The organism is Paraburkholderia sp. Tr-20389 (assembly GCF_017104565.1).
GTDB lineage: Bacteria > Pseudomonadota > Gammaproteobacteria > Burkholderiales > Burkholderiaceae > Paraburkholderia.
Genome location: NZ_JAAGPD010000005.1, coordinates 204,125 through 219,431, shown reverse-complemented (window position 1 = coordinate 219,431; position 15,307 = coordinate 204,125). Strand labels below are relative to the sequence as shown.

Genomic DNA, 15,307 nt, shown 5'->3' with positions numbered 1-15,307 from the left:
TGCTTCAGTCGCGCGCGGCGGCGTTGAGCAGTTCAGGCATGCGTTGTAGAAACTGCTCGCCGTCCGTGCGGCCGAGATTGTACGCGTGCAGCATCTGCGACGGACTCGTGTAGTCCCAGCTCGAAATCGGCACCTTGCTCGACGGCTGCACGTACAACCGCTGCTGCGCGTCGTGCGGCACGACGAACATCTGCGGACGCGGATAGATGCGCGTCACCATCACGAGCACCATGCCGGGCGTTGGATCGAGCGCGCCGACGGGCACGTTGTCGACCATCCCGCCATCGAGCACGGGGCGCCCGTTGCGCCGCAGAACGGGCGTGAACGGCGGCGTACACGATGACTGCAGAATCAGGTCGGCGAGTTCTTCGACATTCGCGCAATCCTGCGCGCGCACGAACTCCGGATGAAAGCCAATCGACTGGCCGAGCGTCGGGTGCAGCGTCTTGCGAATGTATTTTTCGATGTTGTACGCGATCAGTCCGGCCGCGACGGCGCTGCGTGCGCCCAGCCAGCGCGGCACATGCGACACGCCGATGCGGATTTCGGGCGCCTTCGCGAGTAGCTCGAACTTCTCACCGTAGATGTCGAGCAGCGCCTGGCGGTAGATGCGGTAATGCGGAAACACCGATTCGCCGCGCAGCAGATTGCCCCAGTACGCGTTCTTCTTGTTGTTGCGCAGCGCGTTCTCGTAGTAGCGCATGACCCAGTCGGCGTCGCGCGTGAAGAGCATGCAGGCCGTCGCCGCGCCCGCCGATATGCCCGTGATCACGCGCGGCTTGATGTCGAGTTCCGGCTGGATCACGTCCCAGAAGCCTGCTTGCCACCAGCAGCGATTGCCGCCGCCGGCGAAAACGACCTGATCGAACATCCAAGTTTCCTTCGATCGCCGTCGCGCGCGTTTTGCGCCGACGGCGGATGCGCGCTCAGTTGAGCAGCGCGTAAGTGGTGGTGGCGTGGACGGCCATCTTGCCGTCTTCGTCGATGAGTTCGACTTCGCCGAATACGAGATTGCGGCCCATGCGCAGCACGCGCGCGGTGATCAGCACATCGCCTTTGCGGACGGCGCGCATGAAGCTGATGTTCAGCGAGACGGTTGTCATCGGCTTGAATTCGCCGAGCGCAGCCGAAATGGCGACGACCATCGCCGTGTCGGCAGCCGCCATGAAAACCTGGCCGCAGATGACGCCGCCGCTGTGGCGCAGCTCGCCTGAAAACGGCAAGCGCAGCGTGGCGCTTTCATCGTCGACCTTGACGGGCGTGAGGGAAAGCGCCCGTACCCACGGCGCGAGCACACGGTCGAGCAGTTCCCGGACTTCGTTGTCGTCCATCGTGATTTTCCGTTGGAGCCGTGCGGGAGGCCGCACGGCGTGATGTCGCGACATCATACCGGGACGAACGCGCGTGCGCTTCAATGGTGCTTTCGGCTGCTTCCCACGCCTTGCTTCGACCCTGTGGCGGACGCCGCGTGATCTTTTTTTAAGAAATTTGCGAGATACGCTTGCCAAGCAAGAAAAACTCCTGCATACTCTCGCTTCTGTTGGGGCGTTAGCTCAGTTGGTAGAGCAGCGGACTCTTAATCCGTAGGTCGAGTGTTCGAGTCACTCACGCCCCACCAAGTATTAGAAAGGCCGGTTAGCAAAAGCTAACCGGCCTTTTTCATTTCCGGCTCGTCCCCGACACGGGCAAAGTCATTCAATTCCCCGGCACCACCGCATCCGAAGCAGCCTTCGCCATCCTGTTCGCATTGTCGGCTTTCGCGAGCGCCTGCTTTTTCAGATATTCGACCGTGCTTTGGAATGCAGGGCTCACCTCGGGATACGACGCATCGGTAACGTAGTTGAGTCCGTTCTGCTGCGCCTCGATCAGTTCCTGATAAACCTGCGCGCGCGTCTTGCCTTGCGCGAAGACATTCGTCGAACCGAGTGCGGCGACGGATACGGCCAACAGTGCGAGCATCTTCATTTCCAACTCCTTTGAAAACGTGCGGTACGCACAGTGACGAACCGCATGACGCCGCGATCTATTCCCTCTTCTCCGTAAAATTTCGCCAGATAAATACGGATCACTAACTATTTAAAAGAAAGCGAAAACGGCCACATCCCTAGATGCAGCCGTCGATGCAAAAACAGCCCAACGATCAACCCGGCGTCGCTCCCGTCAACTGCGCATACACGTCATGCGCGATCTGCAGCATCACCTTGCGATCGATTCCGCCCGACACCGCATACCCAAAATCGCCGTCGACCCAATAGAACACATTCACAGGCCCTTCCTGATACAGCTTGAACGCCGTCGTATTCGCACTCGCCTTGCGATGAGAAATACACAGCGTCACACGCTCGCCCTTCGCGTTGTGATACATGAACTGCGCAACGGGCCCGTCGTCGCCGGGCAATACACGGCCGCCCGCAAGCTCGAAGCCGTTCTTCGTGAGCATCGGCGGATGAACGTCGGTACCGAGCTTGTTCGCGAGGTACTGCACGAATTCCTGCTCGTGATCCTCGCCGATCTGCGCTGGGCGATCGACGGCCGGCATATACACGACGTGCGCCAGCGCCGCTTTCTGCGCGAAGACTTCCGACGCATCCGCACTCACCGGCCGCGTGTTCGATGTCGCCGACGAGCTACCCGTCCACGGCGCAGCGACATCCTTGCCCATGTTCGTGCCGACGCCTATGCCGATGCCCAGCACAAGCGCCGCCGCCATGCCAGCGAACTGCGGCCAGTTCGCCGCGCTCAGCCAGCGACGCTTCTCCGGCATGCGCAAACGCGCAGGCACAGGCTCGCTCAGTACGCGGTCATAGCGCTCATGAAACATGTTGTTCAGCGAAAAGTAATCGCTGATACGCGCTGCCAGCACGGGATTCAGTTCGATCGCGCGCTCCACCTGTTCACGACGTTCATCGGACAGCGTGCCGTCCACGTACGCATGAATTTCCTCTTCGCTGATGGGAGTCTGTTGATCGCTCATCGCACCACCTTCAGTTTCGCGCCGGGCTGTGCACCCGCCATCAACGCGCGCAAACGCTCGCGTCCACGCGAGAGCCTCGACATCACCGTGCCGACGGGAATGTCGAGTGCAATCGCCACTTCGGCGTAACTCATTTCTTCAAGCCCGACGAGCAGCACGACCTCGCGCTGATCGGCGGGCAGACGCTGCAACGCGTAATCGAGATCGCGCACTTCGAGCGAGCGCGTCTGCTCGCCCGACACCGCAAATTCGCTTTCGACGATGCTCTCGTCATCCACCGACACATGCACCGCACGCGACGACGACTTGCGCACCTGATTGACGAACACGTTGTGCATGATCGTGAAAAGCCAGGCACGCAGATCGGTTCCGGCCTCGAACATCTTCGTTCGCGAAAGCGCGCGTTCAAGCGTGTCCTGCACGAGGTCGTCCGCGAGATCGCGATTGCTGATCAGCGCCCGCGCATAGCGGCGCAATCGCGGAACGTGATCCATCAACTCGTTACGGATGTCCATTTGCTCTACCCATCGAATATCGCACCACACGCAAAGCCGCCGCGCGCATTGCCTCTTGAAGCAGAGAACACAACCTACGGCATTTTATTCCGCCTGTTTTTCGCTGGCTGAACAAGGGTCAGCGCGAAGTCAGCGCGTCCGCGGCACGCATCAGCCCGTGCGCCGTGGCACGGCCCGCAATCACGTATCGCCGGCCGTCCACCGTCCACGACAGAAGCCGTACATGGCCGATGCGCTGCGCCGTCCAGTGCGGCTGATCCGCCGCAAACGGAGCCGGCGCCGAAAGCAGCACGACAGGTTCGCCGTCTGCGTTCCGATAGTCGAGCACGTCGATGCTCGCGAACGCGTTCGGATGATGTGTCTTTACCGCTACCAGTTTCAAACCCAGAGGCGCGAGATCGACCGCGTGCGGATCGCCGTGCACACCCGCCGATGCGTCCGGAACCTGCTGGCCGGACTCGCGCATCAACGCCATGACAGCCGCGGCATCGAGCATTTCCGGCGACACCCGCGACGCGACGAACCAGCCACTCGCCGCCAACATTGCCAGCACGACGCCAAGCAGCACCACGCCAACGCGCCGCATGACAAACCGGCGTGTCGCCGAGCGAACATCCGGGTCGTGCTCACGGTTGGTGCGCTGCGCGTGAGCCCGCTGCGGAAACGCGCCTTCGAACACGCTGCGCATCTGCATGTTCAGTTGCCGGTAGAACGCGATCCGCTCGGCTTCGCCCGGCCGCGAGCCAAGGTACTTCCGCACACGCGCCGCCCGGTCCGCCGGCAGATTGCCGTCGGCGAATGCCTGCATGTCCGCTTCGGTGAGCGGCGTGTCGGACGGTGGGAAGGTGCGGGACATGATGGTTCGGTCGTGCAGATTTCGGGCTCTTGCTGCGCTAACAGGCCCATTGCAGGCTTTATTCCATCGGCTTTCGGTTATTCATTCCTCAGACGTTAGGCAAAAAAACGCGCCGCATGGCGAAAACCATGCGGCGCGTTATGCGGTGCGGAGAGCGGAGATTTACTTCGCCGACACGTCGATATTGCCGAAGTACTTTTCCGCGAGCGTCTTGACGGTGCCATCCGACTGCACCTTCGCGATCGCCGCATTCAACTGGTTGCGCAGCGCGGTATCGCCCTTGCGAATCCCGAATGCGATGCCGCTGCCGAGAATCTTGTCGTCGCGAACCGGCTGGCCGACGAACGCGAAGTCCTTGCCGTCAGGACGCGACAGGAAACCCGTCTGTCCAGCAGGCGCGAGCACGAGCGTCGCGTCGAGGCGGCCGGCGACAAGATCCGCGTACACCTGGTTCTGATCCTGATACGGCGTGACGGTCACGCCCGCGCTTTCCCAGTGCGCCTTGGCGAACGTCTCCTGAATCGACGCCTGCAACACGCCGACGCGCTTGCCCTTCAGCGATTCGGGCGTCGGCTGCAGCCCGCTGTCCTTGCGCGCGATCAGTTGCGTCGGCACGCGGTAGATCACGTTGGTGAAGTCGATCGCCTGGCGGCGCTTTTCCGTTGCGTTCATCGCCGAATTGATCGCATCGAACTTGCGGCCCTGCAACGCGGGAATCAGGCCGTCGAACGAGGTTTCAACCCAGCTGCATTTCAGGTTCGCGGTCTTGCAGACCGCGTTGCCGATATCGATATCGAAGCCCTGCAACTCGCCGTTCGAGCCCTTCGATTCGAACGGCGGATATTGCGCCTCGAGGCCATAGCGCAGCGACGTGGCATCGGCGGCCATCGCCGACACGGTCGCCACCGATGCGAATGCACACGCCAGCATCAGCAGATTCTTCACTAGCTTCATCATCGATCTCCTTCCCCTTGTGTTCAATGCGGTTCAACGCACGTCAGACTGCGTAGCGATGCGCCGATGCGTGAGCACCGGCAGACGGTTGCGCGCTTCGTCGAGCGCGCTTTGTGTGAGCGTTGCGAGCACGATGCCGGGCTCGTCGTCGCGCCGCGCGAGCACCTCGCCCCACGGCCCGACGATCATACTGTGACCAAAAGTACGCCAGCCATTCGAATGCGTGCCGCACTGGCCGGACGCCAGCACGAAAGCCTGGTTTTCGACGGCGCGCGCACGCAGCAACAGTTCCCAATGCGCGAGGCCCGTCGTATGCGTAAAGGCCGCGGGCACCGCGATGACGTCGGCGTCCGGCCCCGCGCGATACAGCTCCGGAAAGCGCAAGTCGTAGCAGACCGACAGACGCAGCGTGCCGAACGGCCCCTGCGCGGTGCCGATGCTGTCGCCGCCGACCATCGTGTCGCCTTCCGCGTGCTGCTCCGCACCCTGGTTGAAGCTGAACAGATGGATCTTGTCGTAGCGTGCCGAGCATTGCCCCGCGGGATCGAACACGAGCGACGTGTTGTACGCGTGCGTGCCCACCTGCGGCCCTTGCGCCGGACGGATAGGCACTGTGCCGCCGATCAGCCATGTGCCCGTTTCGCGCGCCAGTTCCGATAGCGTCTGTTGAATCGGGCCATCGCCGAATGCTTCGGCGAGGGCGACCCGCTGCATTTCGTCGTCACCGATCCAGCAGAAGTATTCGGGCAACGAGATCAGCGTGGCGCCCTCGCGCGCAGCCTGCTCTACCCAACGGCGCGCTTCGCCGAGGTTCTGCTGCACATCGGGGGTGCTGCTCATCTGCACGACGGCGGCCTTGATCGATTGCTGCATCATCGCTTGATCCTTGCTCAGATTGAACGCAGACGGCGCGCGCCTTCGATCAGCGTCTCGTCGTCCTTCGAAAAGCTCAGACGAATCACGCCGTCATCCTTGCCGTCCGTGTAGAACGCGGACAACGGAATGGTCGCAACCTTCGCATCGCGGATCAAACGCAGCACGAAGTCGCTGTCGCTTTCGTCCGAGAAACCGCGAAAACGCGCGAGCATGAAGAAGCTGCCTTCGCTCGGCAACAGCTCGAAACGCGACTCGCGCAGCTCGCGCGCGAGCAGATCGCGCTTGCGCTGATAGAACTCGGACAGGCCCAGATAGCTTTGCGGATTCGACAGCGCCTCGACGAACGCATACTGCATCGGCGTGTCGGCGGAAAACACCATGAACTGATGGATCTTGCGAATCTCGTCCATCAACGCCGCGGGCGCGAGGCAGTAGCCGACGCGCCAACCCGTCACGTGATAAGACTTGCCGAACGACGACACGATCACACTGCGCTCCGCGAGTTCGCGATGACACGCCATGCTGTGATGCTTCGCGCCGTCGAACACGACGTGCTCGTACACTTCATCGGAAAGAATCACGATATCCGTGTTGCGCGTCACGGCCTTCAGCCGTTCGATATCGGCGTCGCTGAAAATCGTCGCGGTGGGATTGTGCGGCGTGTTGACGATGATCATGCGCGTCTTCGGCGTGATCGCTGCAGACACTTCGTCCCAGTTCACGCGGAAGTCGGGTGCGGACAGCTTGATGGGAACCGGCTTCGCGCCCTGCAAACGCACGATCGGCGCATAGCTGTCGAACGACGGCTCGAAGTAGATCACTTCGTCGCCGGGATGCACGAGCGCGCTGATCGTCGAATAGAGTCCTTCGCTCGCACTCGCGATCACGGTCACTTCCGTCGACGGATCGTAGTGCACGCCGTACAGCGTTTCGACTTTCGCGGCGAGCGCGGAGCGCAATGCGCCGATGCCCGCCATCGGCGCGTACTGGTTGTGTCCCCCGCGCATTGCCTTCGTCACACCGTCGACGAGCGCTTCGTCGGGCGCGAAATTCGGCGCGCCTTGAGACAGGTTCAACGCATTATGTTCAGCGGCCAACTGGCCGATGACGGTGAAAATCGTCGTGCCGACGTCCGGCAATTTCGAGCGGGCTTGCAAAGCGCTCTGCATGAGATTCCTCCTTCTCGCTGCAAATCGGCGGGCCACGCGTCGCGCGTCGGTCCCGATCAGTTTGTACGATTAGGCAACATCGCGCACATGAGAACAATCGAAAGTTTGTCATGCGCGGCATGCGTTCGGCTCATGCGCGTGACGAGCGGCACGGGCAGGCAGATAGGCGGAAACGCGTTTGCGTCCATGGCGCAAGGTGAACGGCACGCAACGGCAGGGTAATCCCGCAGGTATGAAAAGGAGTGATGCCTTCTGGTTCGCAGACGATCCGTGTGAAGGAGAGCGAGGCGATGTCGTGCGCAACCGCCCCGCACTTGCGCGCGTCACTCGTCCATCAAACGCACTTTCACCTTCTTGCCCTTGACCTTGCCCGCGTTCAGTTTGCGCAGCGCATCGCGTGCAACGCCGCGATCGACGGCGACGTAGGTCGAGAACTCCGTCACGTTGATCTTGCCGATCTGCGAGCCGTTGAAACCGGCGTCGCCGGTCAGCGCACCCAATACGTCGCCCGGACGGATCTTCTCCTTGCGGCCGCCGAGAATCTGCAGCGTTTCCATCGGTGGCAGCAGCGGTTCGTCGCTCGCGGCCTTCAGCTCGGCAAGCGGATGCCATTCGACGTCGCGCCCTTGGGCCTCTTCGATGCCGCCCACGCGCCCCATCTCGTTCATGCTCGCGAGGCTCAGCGCCCAGCCTTCCTGATCCGCGCGGCCGGTGCGGCCGATGCGATGCACATGGACTTCCGGGTCCGGCGTCACGTCGACGTTGATTACGGCTTCGAGCTGCGCGATATCCAGACCGCGCGCTGCGACATCGGTAGCGACGAGCACCGAGCAGCTGCGGTTTGCGAACTGGATCAGCACCTGATCGCGTTCGCGCTGGTCGAGTTCGCCATGCAGCGCCAGCGCATGAAAACCTTGTGCGCGCAGCACGTCGAGCAGATCGCGGCACTGGTTCTTCGTGTTGCAAAACGCGATCGTGCTCACCGGGCGGTAGTGATTCAGCAGCTGGCCGACGGCATGCAAACGCTCGTCTTCCGTCACTTCGTAGAAGCGTTGACGGATCTTGCTGTCGTCGTGGCGCTCTTCGAGCTTCACCTCCTTCGGGTTGCGCAGGAACTGCTGGCTCAGCTTCGCGATGCCTTCGGGATAGGTCGCGGAGAACAGCAGCGTCTGGCGCTCCTTCGGGCATTGACGCGCGACCTTCGCGATGTCGTCGAAGAAGCCCATGTCGAGCATGCGGTCCGCTTCGTCGAGCACCAGCGTGTTGAGCGCATCGAGCGACAGGCTGCCGCGCTCCAGATGGTCCATGATGCGCCCCGGCGTGCCGACGACGATATGCGCACCATGCTCGAGACTCGCTGTCTGCGGACGCATCGGCGTGCCGCCGCACAGCGTGAGCACCTTGATGTTCTCTTCGGCGCGCGCGAGGCGGCGGATTTCCTGCGTCACCTGATCGGCAAGTTCGCGCGTCGGGCACAGCACCATCGCCTGTATCGCGTAACGGCGCGCATCGAGCCGCGCCAGCAGCGCCAGCGAGAACGCCGCCGTCTTGCCGCTGCCCGTCTTCGCCTGAGCGATCAGATCGTGGCCGGCAAGTGCGATCGGCAGGCTCGCGGCCTGGATCGGCGTCATCTCGGCATAGCCGAGTTGCGTGAGATTCGCGAGTGCCGCCTGCGAGAGCGGCAGTTCGCTAAAAGGTCGAACCTGGGTTGTCATGTCGGTGTGCGGGCTTAGTTGTACGGGCGACCTTCGATCTGTTCATAGACGATCGTGCCGTCGTCGGCATCGAATCGCTCGACGTAGTTGCGCGCGCCGCACATCGGACAGCGGAACAGCAGGCCCTGGCCTTCGTTCTTGATGGTGACGTCGGACAGTTCCCACTGCGCGCCGCAGCTTTGGTTGATACATGTGAACACGGTGAATCTCCAGCGTGAGTTGCCAACGCGTCTTCCCCCTACGCGCTGGCTTTTCAACAATAGGTTTACTTGTATGTATACGTAGTAGCAGTTAACAAGCACGCCGCTTTTCTGTGGATAACACAGGTTTACCGAAACGAATCAGCGTTTTGCCGGACGCATAACCGCATGCGCTTGGTGTGCGCACCCGATGGCGTTCGTCGAACAACTTTTCCGGTCCAGGCGCGAGCGTCGAGTTACCCCGTTTACGTCCACATCGATTCCACACGCGTTCCGCCCGCTAGTCCCGCCGTTATCCACAGCCTTCTGTGGACACGTCGGGACAGGGCGGCACGCATGGTGTGTCGTCGTTGAGGATGGTGGGTGGGGCGGCGAAACGGGGCCGCGCATGCCGCAATTCTAGCGGATGCGCAATGGCCACCCCGGCGACGGAACGCTAGTGAGCCAGTTGCGGACTGGCGGGCGAGGTGAAGGCTTTCAGCGTTTCGGAGGGACGCACGCCAAAAAGCTTGCGATAGTCGGTGGCGAACTGGCTCAGATGCCAGAAACCCCATGCGGCCGCGACATCCTGCACCGTGAGTTCGCCGGGCGTCGCGCTACATAGCTCGCGGCGCGCGCCGTTTAGCCGGATCGCGCGCAGATAGCTCGCGGGCGCGAGGCCCAGCACGTCCTGAAAGCAGTACTGCAAGGTGCGTCGGCTGACGTGCAAGTGCTCGCACAACTCCGGCACGCCGACCGGACGTTCGCGATTCGCGATCACGTAATCGCGCGCTTCGGAGACGATCCATTGCCTGCGCGGGCGTGCAGGTATCGCGGCCGGTTCGAGCGCAGTCGTCGCGCACAGATCGAACAGCGAAGACAACACCGATGCCTGCAGATTGCGCCGTGTGCGTTCAGATAAGGCGGCATGCGCGGTGTCGTCGAGCACGCTACGCAAGAGCCCGCAAAAATGTGCCTTGCGCTCCATTTCAATGGGAATGATGCCGGTGTGCGTTGCGCGATCGAGCAGATCGGCGTGTTCGACGGATGCCGCGTGCCGCCGCAACGTCTCGCCGCGCACGACCACGCCGAAGATCGCATAGCCGCCCGGCGTGAGCAGTTCGAACTCGACGCCGCCGCGCTGAAACGCGAGCGCGTCGCCGTTGATCGGCTGCGGGCCGATGCGGCCGATGCTCACATCGTCGGCGGGAACGCCGAACCAGTATGCGTCCGATGGCACTTCGCAGGTCTGGCGCAGCGTCTGGCTGGTCGTCTCGCAGAACACGTGCATGTCGTCGAGATGCAATCCCGTCAGCCTGCCGACGAAGTGGCCCGCCGTGAGCTGGTCGTACGTCTGCGTCCAGCCGTGAAGGTTGCGCGCCTGTTCATCGGCGTCGTGCGCGACGCTGGTTTCGACGCGGCACGCAGACGGCTGCGCGGGCAAGGAGTGAAGGTCGGTCGTCATATGGGGCATCGATGATGGACATGCACCTGCATGTGACATTGAACAAACAGGCGCTATCCAACGCAAGTCCCGTGCCGAATGGATCATCCCGAGCATTCCCTCTGCAACGTACCGCGCTGTTCAATCGATGAACACTCGCGTTTCGAACTGCTCATGGATGCAACGTCATCGACATGCACGTCACAGGCTCGAAACGCGGCCTGCATCGCGACAGTGCCGCATGCACCGGCATTGGCCGCCGTTGCGCCCACGTTGGCACGCTTCTGGCGATAAGCACCCCCGGCAGCGCAACACCGCCGGGACGGGTGATATACCCCGCCGAATACATCGACATCCGATCATGTGAGGAGCACACAGATGAATCACGCAGAGATGAAGTTTCTGACGACCGAGTTTCCGTACAAGAAGCAATACGCGAATTTCATCGGCGGCGAATGGGTGAAGCCGACTGGTGGCGAGTACTTCGACAACATCTCGCCGATCACGGGCGAGCCGTTCACGTCGATTCCGCGCTCGCGCGAAGCCGACATCGAACTCGCGCTGGACGCAGCGCATCGCGCGAAGGCCGCATGGGGAAAGACGTCGACCACGGACCGCGCGAACATCCTCAACAAGATCGCCGATCGCCTCGAAGCGAATCTGCAACGCCTCGCCGTCGCCGAGTCGATCGACAACGGCAAGCCGCTGCGCGAAACCATGGCAGCCGACATTCCCCTCGCAATCGATCACTTCCGTTATTTCGCGGGCGCCGTGCGCGCGCAGGAAGGCGGCATTTCGGAGATCGATCACGATACGGTCGCGTATCACTTTCATGAGCCGCTCGGCGTGGTCGGGCAGATCATTCCGTGGAATTTCCCGATTCTGATGGCGGCGTGGAAGCTCGCGCCTGCGCTCGCGGCTGGCAACTGCGTCGTGATGAAGCCGGCCGAACAGACGCCCGCATCACTGCTCGTGTTCGCAGAACTGATCCAGGATCTGCTGCCGGCGGGCGTGCTGAACATCGTCAACGGTTTCGGTCTCGAAGCAGGCAAGCCGCTCGCATCGAACAAGCGCATCGCGAAGATCGCCTTCACGGGTGAAACGACGACGGGCCGCCTGATCATGCAGTACGCCAGCCAGAACATCATTCCCGTGACCCTGGAACTGGGCGGCAAGAGCCCGAACATCTTCTTCGCCGACGTGCTCGACAAGGACGACAGCTTCTTCGACAAAGCGCTCGAAGGCTTTGCGATGTTCGCGCTGAATCAGGGCGAAGTCTGCACGTGTCCGTCACGCGTGCTGATCGAAGAGTCGATCTACGACCGCTTCATGGAGCGTGCGCTGAAGCGCGTCGCTGCGATCCAGCAGGGCCATCCGCTCGACACGAAGACGATGATCGGCGCGCAGGCATCGGCGGAACAAATGGAAAAGATCCTGTCGTATATCGATCTGGGCAAACAGGAAGGCGCGCAATGCCTGATCGGCGGCGAGCAGAACAAGCTCGACGGCGAACTCTCGAAGGGCTACTACGTGAAGCCGACCGTGTTCCGCGGCCACAACAAGATGCGTATCTTCCAGGAAGAAATCTTCGGGCCGGTGGTGTCCGTCACGACGTTCAAGACGGAAGAAGAAGCGCTCGAGATCGCCAATGACACGCTGTACGGCCTCGGTGCAGGCGTCTGGACACGCGACGGCACGCGCGCCTATCGCTTCGGCCGCGAGATTCAGGCGGGCCGCGTGTGGACGAACTGCTACCACGCGTATCCGGCGCATGCGGCATTCGGCGGCTACAAGCAGTCGGGCATCGGACGTGAGAACCACAAGATGATGCTCGACCATTATCAGCAGACGAAGAACCTGCTCGTCAGCTATAGCGAGAAACCGTTGGGCTTCTTCTGAGCGTAGTGCTCCTGTTGGGCGAATCGCGCGGTGCGGTTCGCCCGCTTTTTCAGCGAGTCAAAGCCAGAGAGGTGGCGCGATGAACGAAGAAGGCGTTGCGCGTGTCGTGGCGACGGACGCCGCCATCAAGCTGATCCAGCAATTGAGCGCCGAGCACGGGCCGATCATTTTTCATCAGTCGGGCGGATGTTGCGACGGCAGCGCACCGATGTGTTTTCCGTCGAACGAGTTCCTGGTCGGCGGATCGGACGTGAGGCTCGGCGAGATTGCAGGCGTGCCGTTCTATATGAGCGAATCGCAGTTCGAGTACTGGCAGCACACGCAATTGATCATCGATGCCGTGCCGGGTAACGGCGGCATGTTTTCATTGGAGCGGCCGACGGGCCTGCGCTTCCTGACGCGCTCGCGTCTGTTCGAAGATGATGAGAATGCGTGGCTCGAAAAGCATCCTGTGAGCAAGGCGGATGCTTAGACGTACGCGGTGCCCCGACGTAAGCGTCGGGGCACTTCTTTTACCGGGCTTTTGAATCGCCGGCGATCGTCGTTGTGGTATCAGGCGCTTTCAGCAGCGCGTCGCTATCATCCTTCAAGCCGACACCCGTCAACCCCAGACGACGCGCCTGCGTCAGCAGATAGTGCAGCTTGTGTGCTGCGGCTTCGTAATCGAGGCCTTCGGGCCGCACGTTCGAAATACAGTTGCGCTGCGCATCGCTGCATCCGACTTTCGGCGCGTAGGTCAGATAGACCCCGAGACTATCGGGCGAACTCAGTCCTGGCCTTTCGCCGATCAGCATCACGACCAGCTTCGTCTTCAGCAGTTCGCCGATCTCATCGCCCAACGCGACACGCGATTGACGCGCAACCACGACAGGTCCGATCTTCCAGTCGGCGAGGCGCTTCGCGATGGCCTGCAGAAAAGGAATCGACTGTTTCGACGCGGCAAATGCTGAGAGTCCGTCAGCGATGACGAACACGACATCGGGCGCCTCGCTCGCTGCGGCATGAGTCAGCGCTTCGCGGCTCTCATCGGACAAACGACGGCCCATGTCCGGACGCCGCAAATAATGCGCGCGATCGGGCGCCGCGCTATGCACGTCGAGCGTCGAGAAACCGTGCGTCCGCAGTTGTTCATGCAGGACGTCGGCATCGAGCGGATGATGCACGGCGTCGCGCGCCTGCGCATGCGACAGATTGAAAGCGAGCAGCGGCGCCGTCGGCAGGCTGTTGCCCGCGCGACCCAACGCAATGCGCGCATTCGTGAATGCACGCAACGCCTGCCACGCATTCTTTTCGATGGAGTCGCTCATGCGATGCCCATCCATTCGCTAGCGCCTTCAAGCAACGGCTGACGCGCCGGCGCATTGAGCAAACCGCCGCGTGTGTCGGTGATCTGCATCGACTCCAGCCACTCTTCGAACTCGGGCGCGCGGCGCAAACCGAGCACTTCGCGCACATATAGCGCGTCGTGGAACGACGTGCTCTGATAGTTGAGCATCACGTCGTCAGCGCCGGGAATGCCCATGATGAAGTTGATGCCCGCGACGCCAAGCAGCGTCAGCAGGTTGTCCATATCGTCCTGATCGGCTTCCGCATGATTCGTGTAGCAGATGTCGCAGCCCATCGGCACGCCGAGCAGCTTGCCGCAGAAGTGATCTTCGAGACCCGCGCGCGTGATCTGCTTGCCGTCGTACAGATACTCAGGGCCGATAAAGCCGACCACCGTATTCACCAGAAACGGATTGAACTGACGCGCGACGGCGTAGGCACGCACCTCGCACGTCTGCTGGTCGACGCCATGATGCGCATCCGCCGACAGCGCACTGCCCTGTCCGGTTTCGAAGTACATCACGTTGTCGCCGACCGTGCCGCGCTTGAGCGACAACGCCGCTTCATAGGCTTCCTGCAGCAACGCGAGCGAAATGCCGAAGCCCGCGTTGGCCTTCTCGGTTCCGGCAATCGACTGGAACACGAGATCGACAGGCGCGCCCTTCTCGATCGCTGAAATCGTGTTGGTCACATGCGTGAGCACGCATGATTGCGTCGGCACCTGATAGCGCGTGCGGAAGTCGTCGATCATCAGCAGCAGGTTCGTGATCGCCGAGAGACTGTCCGATGCGGGATTGATGCCGATCATCGCGTCACCGCAACCGTACATCAGGCCATCGATCATCGATGCGGCGATGCCCTTCACATCATCGGTCGGATGATTCGGCTGCAGCCGCACCGACATATGGCCCGGCAAGCCCACGGTGTTGCGAAAGCGCGTGACGACAGGCCGCTTGCGCGCCGCCAGGATCAGATCCTGATTGCGCATCAGCTTCGACACGGCCGCGACCATTTCGGGCGTGAGCCCTTTCGTGATGCCAGAAAGGGCTGCCGTGTCCGTCTCGCTCGACAGCAGCCAGTTGCGAAACTCGCCGACGGTCAGATGCGCAATCGCCGCGAATGCTTCCGGTGAGTGCGTATCGATGACGAGGCGCGTGACTTCGTCGCTCTCGTACGGAATCAACGCCTCGTTCAGGAACGTGCGCAACGGCACGTCCGCCAGCGCCATCTTTGCGGCGACGCGCTCCTCCTCGCTCGCCGCCGCGATGCCGGCGAGCTGATCGCCGGAACGCAGCGGACTTGCCTTCGCCATCAGCGTCTTCAGATCGGCAAAGCGATACGTGCGGCTGCCGATTGTCTCCGTGTAGCTCATGTCGTGTACTCCATCGCCGCGGCTGCTG

16 protein-coding genes and 1 tRNA gene are annotated in these 15,307 nt (G+C 62.0%); 3 read left to right on the top strand and 14 right to left on the bottom strand.

Features of this window, described 5'->3' with window-relative positions; genetic code table 11:
- Nucleotides 1-4: 4 nt before the first annotated feature.
- Both G3N95_RS08425 and G3N95_RS08420 read right to left on the bottom strand, forming a co-directional pair.
- A complete protein-coding gene (locus tag G3N95_RS08425) occupies nucleotides 5-871 on the bottom strand; it encodes a patatin-like phospholipase family protein (RefSeq protein ID WP_205969534.1) in 867 nt (288 codons plus the stop codon).
- Nucleotides 872-926: 55 nt separating this feature from the next.
- Nucleotides 927-1,331: a PaaI family thioesterase gene (locus G3N95_RS08420; RefSeq protein WP_205969533.1), complete on the bottom strand. Its 405-nt coding sequence runs from the start codon at nucleotides 1,329-1,331 to the stop codon at nucleotides 927-929.
- A 211-nt stretch (nucleotides 1,332-1,542) separates the two neighbouring features.
- Here G3N95_RS08420 and G3N95_RS08415 point away from each other — a divergent pair.
- Nucleotides 1,543-1,618: transfer RNA gene (locus G3N95_RS08415), tRNA-Lys, on the top strand.
- 77 nt (nucleotides 1,619-1,695) lie between these two features.
- Here G3N95_RS08415 and G3N95_RS08410 read toward each other — a convergent pair.
- The 10 genes from G3N95_RS08410 to G3N95_RS08365 form a co-directional block, all read right to left on the bottom strand.
- Nucleotides 1,696-1,965 carry a DUF4148 domain-containing protein gene (locus G3N95_RS08410; RefSeq protein WP_205969532.1) on the bottom strand — a complete coding sequence of 90 codons (270 nt, stop codon included), beginning with the start codon at nucleotides 1,963-1,965 and terminating at the stop codon, nucleotides 1,696-1,698.
- Between the two features lie 175 nt (nucleotides 1,966-2,140).
- The gene (locus G3N95_RS08405; protein WP_205969531.1) at nucleotides 2,141-2,974 is read right to left on the bottom strand and encodes an anti-sigma factor; all 834 of its coding nucleotides are present in this window, start codon (nucleotides 2,972-2,974) and stop codon (nucleotides 2,141-2,143) included.
- Nucleotides 2,971-3,489, bottom strand: a complete 519-nt coding sequence (locus tag G3N95_RS08400) for an RNA polymerase sigma factor (protein ID WP_012399445.1) — start codon at nucleotides 3,487-3,489, stop codon at nucleotides 2,971-2,973. The genes G3N95_RS08405 and G3N95_RS08400 overlap by 4 nt, the downstream gene beginning before the upstream one ends.
- Before the next feature lie 118 nt (nucleotides 3,490-3,607).
- Nucleotides 3,608-4,345, bottom strand: a complete 738-nt coding sequence (locus G3N95_RS08395; RefSeq protein WP_205969530.1) for an anti-sigma factor — start codon at nucleotides 4,343-4,345, stop codon at nucleotides 3,608-3,610.
- Between the two features lie 162 nt (nucleotides 4,346-4,507).
- Nucleotides 4,508-5,299 carry an ABC transporter substrate-binding protein gene (locus G3N95_RS08390; protein WP_205969624.1) on the bottom strand — a complete coding sequence of 264 codons (792 nt, stop codon included), beginning with the start codon at nucleotides 5,297-5,299 and terminating at the stop codon, nucleotides 4,508-4,510.
- A 33-nt stretch (nucleotides 5,300-5,332) separates the two neighbouring features.
- Complete coding sequence (locus G3N95_RS08385; RefSeq protein ID WP_205969529.1) at nucleotides 5,333-6,175, bottom strand: carbon-nitrogen hydrolase family protein; 843 nt, start codon at nucleotides 6,173-6,175, stop codon at nucleotides 5,333-5,335.
- Between the two features lie 14 nt (nucleotides 6,176-6,189).
- Nucleotides 6,190-7,344, bottom strand: coding sequence for a pyridoxal phosphate-dependent aminotransferase (locus G3N95_RS08380; protein WP_205969528.1), 1,155 nt, complete (start codon nucleotides 7,342-7,344; stop codon nucleotides 6,190-6,192).
- 323 nt (nucleotides 7,345-7,667) lie between these two features.
- Nucleotides 7,668-9,059 (bottom strand): ATP-dependent RNA helicase DbpA, encoded by a 1,392-nt coding sequence (gene dbpA / locus G3N95_RS08375; RefSeq protein ID WP_205969527.1) that lies wholly within the window; start codon nucleotides 9,057-9,059, stop codon nucleotides 7,668-7,670.
- Between the two features lie 14 nt (nucleotides 9,060-9,073).
- On the bottom strand, nucleotides 9,074-9,259 hold the full coding sequence (locus G3N95_RS08370; RefSeq protein WP_012399439.1) for a hypothetical protein: 186 nt from the start codon (nucleotides 9,257-9,259) through the stop codon (nucleotides 9,074-9,076).
- 436 nt (nucleotides 9,260-9,695) lie between these two features.
- Nucleotides 9,696-10,703: a helix-turn-helix domain-containing protein gene (locus G3N95_RS08365; protein ID WP_205969526.1), complete on the bottom strand. Its 1,008-nt coding sequence runs from the start codon at nucleotides 10,701-10,703 to the stop codon at nucleotides 9,696-9,698.
- 357 nt (nucleotides 10,704-11,060) lie between these two features.
- On the opposite strand from G3N95_RS08365, the gene adh reads away from it, so the two are divergent.
- Both adh and G3N95_RS08355 read left to right on the top strand, forming a co-directional pair.
- A complete protein-coding gene (gene adh, locus G3N95_RS08360; protein WP_205969525.1) occupies nucleotides 11,061-12,581 on the top strand; it encodes an aldehyde dehydrogenase in 1,521 nt (506 codons plus the stop codon).
- Nucleotides 12,582-12,660: 79 nt separating this feature from the next.
- Complete coding sequence (locus G3N95_RS08355; RefSeq protein ID WP_205969524.1) at nucleotides 12,661-13,053, top strand: DUF779 domain-containing protein; 393 nt, start codon at nucleotides 12,661-12,663, stop codon at nucleotides 13,051-13,053.
- 40 nt (nucleotides 13,054-13,093) lie between these two features.
- Here the strand turns inward: G3N95_RS08355 and eutC are convergent, their stop codons facing one another.
- Together eutC and G3N95_RS08345 are read right to left on the bottom strand one after the other, a co-directional pair.
- Complete coding sequence (eutC, locus tag G3N95_RS08350; RefSeq protein ID WP_205969523.1) at nucleotides 13,094-13,888, bottom strand: ethanolamine ammonia-lyase subunit EutC; 795 nt, start codon at nucleotides 13,886-13,888, stop codon at nucleotides 13,094-13,096.
- Nucleotides 13,885-15,279 (bottom strand): ethanolamine ammonia-lyase subunit EutB, encoded by a 1,395-nt coding sequence (locus G3N95_RS08345; RefSeq protein ID WP_205969522.1) that lies wholly within the window; start codon nucleotides 15,277-15,279, stop codon nucleotides 13,885-13,887. Before G3N95_RS08345 ends, eutC begins: the two co-directional genes overlap by 4 nt.
- Nucleotides 15,280-15,307 lie beyond the last annotated feature (28 nt).